Raw genomic sequence first — 7017 nt, forward strand, 5'->3', positions numbered from 1 at the left:
TTGGAGCCTGCCGCGAAGCGGGTTACACTGCCGGGCTCGCCAATCAGGCCTTGATTTTTCCCATGCTGCAGAAACTTCGCGACAAGACCTCGGGCTGGATCGTTACCGTGATCCTGGGGCTGCTGATGATTCCGTTCCTGTTCGTGATCGACTCCAGCTACCTCGGTGGCGTCGGCTCGCAGAACGTGGCCAAAGTGGCCGCCCCGCCGACCTGGTGGAAGTCCGCCCCGTCGTGGTGGCCGGTTTCGTTCCTGTGGCAGCACCATGAGATCAGCTCCAATGATTTCCGCGTGCGCTTCGAGCAGGCGCGCCAGCAGGCACGCCAGGAACAGGGCGAGGATTTCGATCCGCGCCAGTTCGAAAGCACCGAAAGCAAGCTGGCCGTGCTCGATCAGATGATCGATGAGCAGGTCGTGCGCCTGGCCGGCGAACAGTCCGGCATCGTGATCGGTGATGGAGCGGTACGCGAGTACATTTCCTCGATCCCGGCCTTCCTCGGTGCCGATGGCACGTTCAACCAGGACAACTACCGCATCGCGCTGGCCAGCGGCAATCCGCCGCGCACCCCGACGCAGTTCGAAGCGCTGGTGCGCGAGAGCATCCAGCAGTCGATCATTCCGTCGGCCCTGCAGCGTTCCGGGTTCACCACCCAGAGCGAAGCCGAGCGCCTGATGAAGCTGTTGGGTGAAACCCGTGATGTCGAACTGGCCGCGCTGCCGGAAACCCCGGCCGATACCGCCGAAGTGACCGACGCGCAGATCAAGCAGTGGTACGACAGCCACACCAAGGATTTCCGCCAGCCGGAGACGGTGTCGCTGGAGTACGTCGAGATCAACGGCGCGAACCTGCCGGCCCCGGCGGCAGCTGACGAGGCCACCCTGCGCAAGCGCTATGAAGATGAGAAGGCACGCTTCGCGACGCCGGAACAGCGTCTGGCCTCGCACATCCTGATCAGCGCCGACGGCAGCGATCCGGCCAAGCTCAAGGCCGCCGAAGAAAAGGCCACGCGCCTGGCCGCGGAAGCGAAGGCACCGGGCGCCGATTTCGCCGCACTGGCCAAGGCCAACTCCGAAGATCCGGGCTCCAAGGACACCGGCGGCGACCTGGGCTGGGTGGAACGCGGCGCGATGGTGAAGCCGTTCGAAGATGCCCTGTTCGCCATGAAGGCGGGCGAGGTCACCGGTCCGGTCAAGACCGATTTCGGTTTCCACGTGCTCAAGCTGCGTGAGACCAAGGGTGGCGAAGGCCGTTCGTTCGACGAGGTCCGTGACCAGCTGGCCGCCGAGCAGCTCAAGGCCGACACCGACCGTGTGTTCACCGAGCTGAGCGGCCGTCTGGTGGATCTGGTCTACAAGAACCCGACCTCGCTGGAAGGCCCGGCCAAGGACATGAGCCTGCCGGTGCAGACCATCGGTCCGTTCACCCGCACCACCGCCAGTGGCATCGCCGCCAACCCGGCCGTGCTGCGCGCGGCGTTCTCCGACATCCTGACCCAGGACGGCACGGTGAGCGACCCGATCGAGCTGGGCCCGAACCACAACGTGATGATCCGCGTGACCGAGCACAGCCCGGAGCAGGCGCTGCCGCTGGCCAAGGCCCGTGAGCAGGTGATCGCCGCGATCCATGCCGACCGCACCCGACAGGCCTCGGAGAAGGCCGTGGACGCCGTGCTGGCCAAGCTGAAGGCCGGGCAGACCCTGCAGGCGCTGGCGACCAGCGACAAGCTGCAGATCAGCCCGCTGCCGGGCCTGCCGCGTACCCAGCCGGTGCCGACCCCGGAGATCAACCGCGCCGTGTTCAGCGCACCGCTGCCGGCCGAAGGCAAGCCGAGCTACGGCAAGGTTGCCGTGCAGGGCCGCTACGTGATCTACGCGGTGACCAAGGTCACCCCGGGCAACGTGGCCGAAGTGGATGCCGCCCAGCAGCAGCAGCTCAAGGAGCAGCTGAGCCAGATCGACGGCATGGCCGCCGCCAAGGCCTACGTCGACGCCATGCGCAAGCACTTCAAGGTGCAGACCGAAGAAGCCAACCTGTAACCGGGTCGGCTTCTGCTGGACAGCAAAAAGCCCGGCAATGCCGGGCTTTTTGTTGAACGACACCGCCCGGCAGAACCGGGCAGTGTCGTTACCCGCAATGGGATCCGCGCACTCAGTCTTCGACGCGCAGCACCGCACCGGGCTTCAGCACACTGCTCCCGCTGAGCCCATTGAGCGACAGCAGGGCCTTCAGCGGCATCCCGTACCGGCGGGCGATGGTCCAGGGCGACTCGCCGTCGCGCACGGTGTGCCGGCGGCTGCGCGGACGATCCGCGCTGGCTACCGTGCGGGTGGCTGCCGGCGAAGGCGTCGTGCGCGCCGCCGGGGTGTCCACCGGTGCGCTGGGGGCCATCGCAATGGCGGCCACGCTGGCGCTGGCGTCCACCGGTGCATGCGCGGTCGGAGCCAGCACCGTCACCTGGCCGGACGGGCGGCCTTTGCCGCTGGCCAGGGCCGGGTTGAGGCGGGCGATCCGCGCCGGATCCAGATCGCGCTGCTGGGCCCACTGTTGGACGCTGGTGCCGGCCGGCAGGGTGTGGCCCTTCAGCACGGGCACGGTGCGATCCAGTGAGGCCATCACCGCCGGCTCGGTTTCCGCGTCTTCCAGGACGCAGGCCAGCGCATGCAGCTTCTCGACATAGGCATAGGTGACCGGCGACAGCCCCGGCAACTCGGCCGGCCGCGCGTTCTGCGCGTTCATGCCGGCCTTGCGCAGCGACTGCAGCACCCGGTACTCACCGGCGTTGTAGGCCATCGTCGCCAAGCGCCAGTCGCCGCCGAACATGCCGTGCAGGGTCTTGAGGTAACGCACCGCGGCCTGGGTGGAATCCACGGCCGAGAGGCGACCGTCGTAGCCGGGGGTCATCTGCACGCGGTGGTTCTTGGCGGTGGTGGCGATGAACTGCCACAGGCCGGCCGGGCCGCCGCCGTTGCGGGCGTTGGGCCGGTAGCCACTTTCCACGAAGGGAATCAGCGCGAATTCGGTGGGCAGGTCGGACTTGCGCAGCTCTTCGACCACGTAGCCGAACAGCACCAGCGCATCGTCATCCTGGTTGGCCAACCGCGAGGGGGCATGCGCGAACTGCTTCTGCCAACGCGGGCTGGTCGCCTCGGCGTTGCAGGTGGGTTCGGCCAGACCATCGCGGAAGCTGGCGAAGATGTCCTGCCCGTTGCGCACCGAGGCCGGCGGCAGCGCCGCAGCGGTCAGGGGGAGGGAGGACAGGCCGGCCACGTTCTGCGACATGCCGGCGGTCAACGACTGGGCGCCCGCGCTGCCGGCCACGGCGATCGCCAGGCCAAGCGCGAGCGGCAACAATCGCCGACTCATGTTCGAAATCCGTCTTTCCAGTGTCGCAGCCCTGCGACAACATCGACTTCATCGGTTACGGGACGCCCAAGATGGGCGCTGACGGCCGCCTGGATGGCGGGGGTGTTCGTACGCAGGAACGGATTACATTCCAGCTCGCTTGCCAGTGAAACCGGCAGCGTGGGCAGGTCATCGCGGCGCATGGCCAAGGCCTCCTCATGGCGCTGCGACAACGCAGCGTTGGTGGGGTCTACATGCCGCGCGAAGACGGCATTGGACAGGGTGTACTCGTGGGCGCAACAGACCATCAGTTGCGCTGGCAGGGACGCCAGCTTCCGCAGGGATGCCAGAAGCTGGGGAGGCGTACCTTCGAACATGCGCCCACAGCCCAGGCTGAACAACGCATCGCCACTGAAAAGGTGTTCAGCGGTGTGAAACGCGATATGGCTCCGGGTGTGCCCGGGCACGGATACTACGTGGAAGCCCAGCCCCAATGCCTGAACGCATTCACCTTCAGCCACCCGGTGGGAAGGGACCGCGATGCGCGGTTCCACCGGTGCGTAGACCTCCACCGCGGGAAACCGGGCCTGCAGCTCGGCCACGCCGCCGATGTGGTCGTTGTGGTGGTGGGTCAGCAGAATGCTGTGCGGGACCCATCCCTGCTGCGCTGCGGCGGCCAGGACGGGGTCGGCCTGGCCGGGGTCGATGACCACGGCGCGGCCGTCGTCGGCGACCAGTGCCCAGATGTAATTGTCCGCAAACGCGGGTAGGGCGGTCAGTCGCATAGAATTGGACCATGCCCCCCGCACCGAGCCCCCGTCAAGCGACAGTCGCATCCTGGTTTGATACTGAACCGGCACAAGCGTTGTGCCGGTTGGAATCGGAGCGGTTGCGCAGCCTGCTGGCCGAGCGCCCGGTGAACCCCTGGTTGTGGGTGGCGCCAACGCCTGGCTGGCTCGGGTGCGTGGATCTGCCCGGCCGCGGCCTGCGCCTGTACCGGGACGGCACGGCTTACGCCGGGGATGTGCACTGCGGGCTGCCGTTGCCGCTGCCGGATGAGAGCGTCAATGCGATCGTCCTGCAGCATGTCACCGCGCGGGACGCCGAGGCGTTGATCGCCGACTGCGCCCGTGTACTGATGCCGGGCGGTCGCCTGTGGCTTTCCACCCTCAACCCGTTCAGCCCGTACCGCCGGCAGTGGCGCCATCACGGGCTGGTCGTGCGCAGCCCACAGCGGCTGCGCCACACCCTCGCGCAGGCTGGCCTGAGCTGCGAAGACCTGCAGTACCTCGGCCCGATGTGGCGCGACCGCTCGCCGGCGCGGCGCGATCTGGCCCCGCTGCGGGCCGCCTGTCTGTTCACCGCTGAAAAACGCACTCTGGCCTTGCCGGGACCGACGCCGGTGGCTGCGCCACGCTGGCACGGCACCGTGGCCACCTGATCTGGAATGGAATGAAGACGATAGAAATCCACACCGACGGTTCCTGCCTCGGCAATCCCGGCCCTGGCGGCTGGGCGGCATTGCTGCGCTACAACGCGCACGAGCGCGAACTGAGCGGTGGTGAAGCGCATACCACCAACAACCGCATGGAGCTGATGGCGGCCATCTCGGGGCTGGAAGCCCTCACCGAGCCGTGCAACATCGTGCTGTTCACCGATTCGCAGTACGTGCGCCAGGGCCTGACCGAGTGGATGCCCGGTTGGATCCGCAAGAACTGGAAGACCGCCGGCGGCTCGCCGGTCAAGAACCGGGAACTGTGGGAGCGCCTGCATGCGGCCACGCTGAAGCACACCATCGACTGGCGCTGGGTGAAGGGCCATTCCGGCGACCCGGACAACGAGCGCGTGGATCAGCTGGCGCGCGACGCCGCGATCCGGATCCGCGCCGCCGGCCCGGTACACTGAGCCCATGCGTCAGATCATCCTTGATACCGAAACCACCGGCCTGGAATGGCGGAAGGGCAATCGCATCGTCGAAATCGGCTGTGTGGAACTGCTCGAGCGCCGCCCCAGTGGCAACAACTACCACCAGTACCTCAAGCCGGACTGCGAGTTCGAACAGGGCGCGCAGGAAGTCACGGGCCTGACCCTGGAGTTCCTGGCCGACAAGCCGGACTTCGCCCAGGTCGTCGACGACTTCCTGGCCTACATCGATGGCGCCGAGCTGATCATCCACAACGCGGCGTTCGATCTGGGCTTCCTGGACAACGAGCTGTCGCTGCTGGGCGACCACTACGGCAAGATCACCGACCGCTGCACGGTGATCGATACGCTGAAGATGGCGCGCGAGCGCTTCCCGGGCCAGCGCAATTCGCTGGATGCACTGTGCCGTCGCCTGGGCGTGGACAATGCCCACCGCCAGCTGCACGGCGGCCTGCTCGATGCGCAGATCCTGGGCGATGTGTACATCGCGCTGACCTCGGGCCAGGAAGAAATCGGCTTCGGCTCGGCCGATGACCAGAAAACCGGCAGCGCCCACGCGCAGACCTTCGACACCTCGCGCCTGCTGCCGCGCCCGCGCGTGGTCGCCACGGCCTCGGAGCGGGAAGCGCACGAAGCGCGCCTGGCCAAGCTGCGCAAGAAGGCCGGCCGCGCGATCTGGGATGGTGAACCTGAAGCGGTGGAAGCGGTCAGCGCCTGACGGCCCGCCCCCGGTAGATCCCGACCGTTGGTCGGGATGCCTGCCTCAATGACACCGCACCAGGATCACGGTGATGTTGTCCGAACCGCCGCCATCCAGCGCGGCGGCGACCAGCGTATCCACGCATTCCTGCGCACTGGCATCATCGAAGGCGAGGGTACGGGCGATGCCCTTGTCCTCGACCTCTTCGGTCAGCCCGTCGCTGCACAGCAGCAACTGCATGCCCGGGCGCAGCTCACCGGTGGTGGTCGCCACATTCAGGTGCGCCGGATCGGTCACCCCCAGCGCCTGGGTCACCACATTGCGATGCGGGTGTGCACGCGCCTGCTCGGCGGTCAGATTGCCCTGCGCGACCAGTTCCTGGACCACGCTGTGATCCTGGCTCAACTGGGCCAGCTTGCCGTCGCGCCACAGGTACGCGCGGCTGTCGCCGACCCACGCCACCTCATACCGATTGCCCTGCACACGGGCCGCCACCACGGTGGTGCCCATCGGCAGGCTGTCGTTGCGGCGGCGCGAGGTGCGGATGATTTCCTCATCGGCGATCCGGATCGCATGCGCCAGCGTCGCCCCGCGGCGGATCTCGCGCACGATGGTCTCGCGCGCCAGCGCACTGGCCACCTCACCGCAGGCGTGCCCGCCCATGCCATCGGCGACCAGCCACAGCGCCAGTTCGCCATCCCCGTAATACGTATCCTCATTGAGGTCGCGGCGCAGGCCGGGGTGGGTCAGGTGTCCGAATTCGATCATGAAGGCGCGTGCCGGTGAGGATTGCGAGGGATAACGGCATGATCGCGGCCCGCCGGACATCCGGCAAGGCATCCATACAGAAGAAATTCACTTCGCCGGTGCGGAATGACTTGTCGTCAGCGCGTCCTGCCCGTATCATTCGCGTCCCGGTTCGCCGGGACCATCTGGAGAGGTGGCAGAGCGGTTGAATGTACCTGACTCGAAATCAGGCAGGCGTTTATAGCGCCTCGGGGGTTCGAATCCCCCCCTCTCCGCCAGACACGCAAAAAAGGCCACCCATTGGG

At 67.2% G+C, this 7017-nt stretch carries 7 protein-coding genes and 1 tRNA gene; 5 read left to right on the forward strand and 3 right to left on the reverse strand.

Features of this window, described 5'->3' with window-relative positions; genetic code table 11:
• Nucleotides 1-62 precede the first annotated feature (62 nt).
• Entirely contained in the window at nt 63-2036 is a 1974-nt protein-coding gene (locus tag ABE472_RS14755) for a peptidyl-prolyl cis-trans isomerase (RefSeq protein WP_346466524.1), read from the forward strand.
• 112 nt (nt 2037-2148) lie between these two features.
• Here ABE472_RS14755 and ABE472_RS14760 read toward each other — a convergent pair whose 3' ends face one another.
• Together ABE472_RS14760 and gloB are read right to left on the reverse strand one after the other, a co-directional pair.
• Complete coding sequence (locus tag ABE472_RS14760) at nt 2149-3363, reverse strand: transglycosylase SLT domain-containing protein (RefSeq protein ID WP_346466525.1); 1215 nt, start codon at nt 3361-3363, stop codon at nt 2149-2151.
• Nucleotides 3360-4127: a hydroxyacylglutathione hydrolase gene (gene gloB, locus ABE472_RS14765; protein WP_346466526.1), complete on the reverse strand. Its 768-nt coding sequence runs from the start codon at nt 4125-4127 to the stop codon at nt 3360-3362. Before gloB ends, ABE472_RS14760 begins: the two co-directional genes overlap by 4 nt.
• 11 nt (nt 4128-4138) lie before the next feature.
• Between gloB and ABE472_RS14770 the strand changes: the two genes are divergently transcribed.
• Genes ABE472_RS14770 through dnaQ form a run of 3 tightly spaced genes read left to right on the forward strand, consistent with a single transcriptional unit; the run spans nt 4139 to nt 5983 of the window.
• Nucleotides 4139-4783, forward strand: a complete 645-nt coding sequence (locus ABE472_RS14770) for a methyltransferase domain-containing protein (protein ID WP_346466527.1) — start codon at nt 4139-4141, stop codon at nt 4781-4783.
• A gap of 11 nt (nt 4784-4794) precedes the next feature.
• On the forward strand, nt 4795-5247 hold the full coding sequence (gene rnhA / locus ABE472_RS14775; RefSeq protein WP_121042991.1) for a ribonuclease HI: 453 nt from the start codon (nt 4795-4797) through the stop codon (nt 5245-5247).
• A gap of 4 nt (nt 5248-5251) precedes the next feature.
• Nucleotides 5252-5983: a DNA polymerase III subunit epsilon gene (gene dnaQ, locus ABE472_RS14780; protein WP_313212247.1), complete on the forward strand. Its 732-nt coding sequence runs from the start codon at nt 5252-5254 to the stop codon at nt 5981-5983.
• A 45-nt stretch (nt 5984-6028) separates the two neighbouring features.
• Here the strand turns inward: dnaQ and ABE472_RS14785 are convergent, their stop codons facing one another.
• Entirely contained in the window at nt 6029-6733 is a 705-nt protein-coding gene (locus tag ABE472_RS14785; RefSeq protein ID WP_019185793.1) for a protein phosphatase 2C domain-containing protein, read from the reverse strand.
• Between the two features lie 166 nt (nt 6734-6899).
• Here ABE472_RS14785 and ABE472_RS14790 point away from each other — a divergent pair.
• Nucleotides 6900-6990: transfer RNA gene (locus tag ABE472_RS14790), tRNA-Ser, on the forward strand.
• The last annotated feature ends 27 nt before the right edge of the window (nt 6991-7017 follow it).

The organism is Stenotrophomonas sp. TWI809 (assembly GCF_039673205.1).
Lineage (GTDB): Bacteria > Pseudomonadota > Gammaproteobacteria > Xanthomonadales > Xanthomonadaceae > Stenotrophomonas.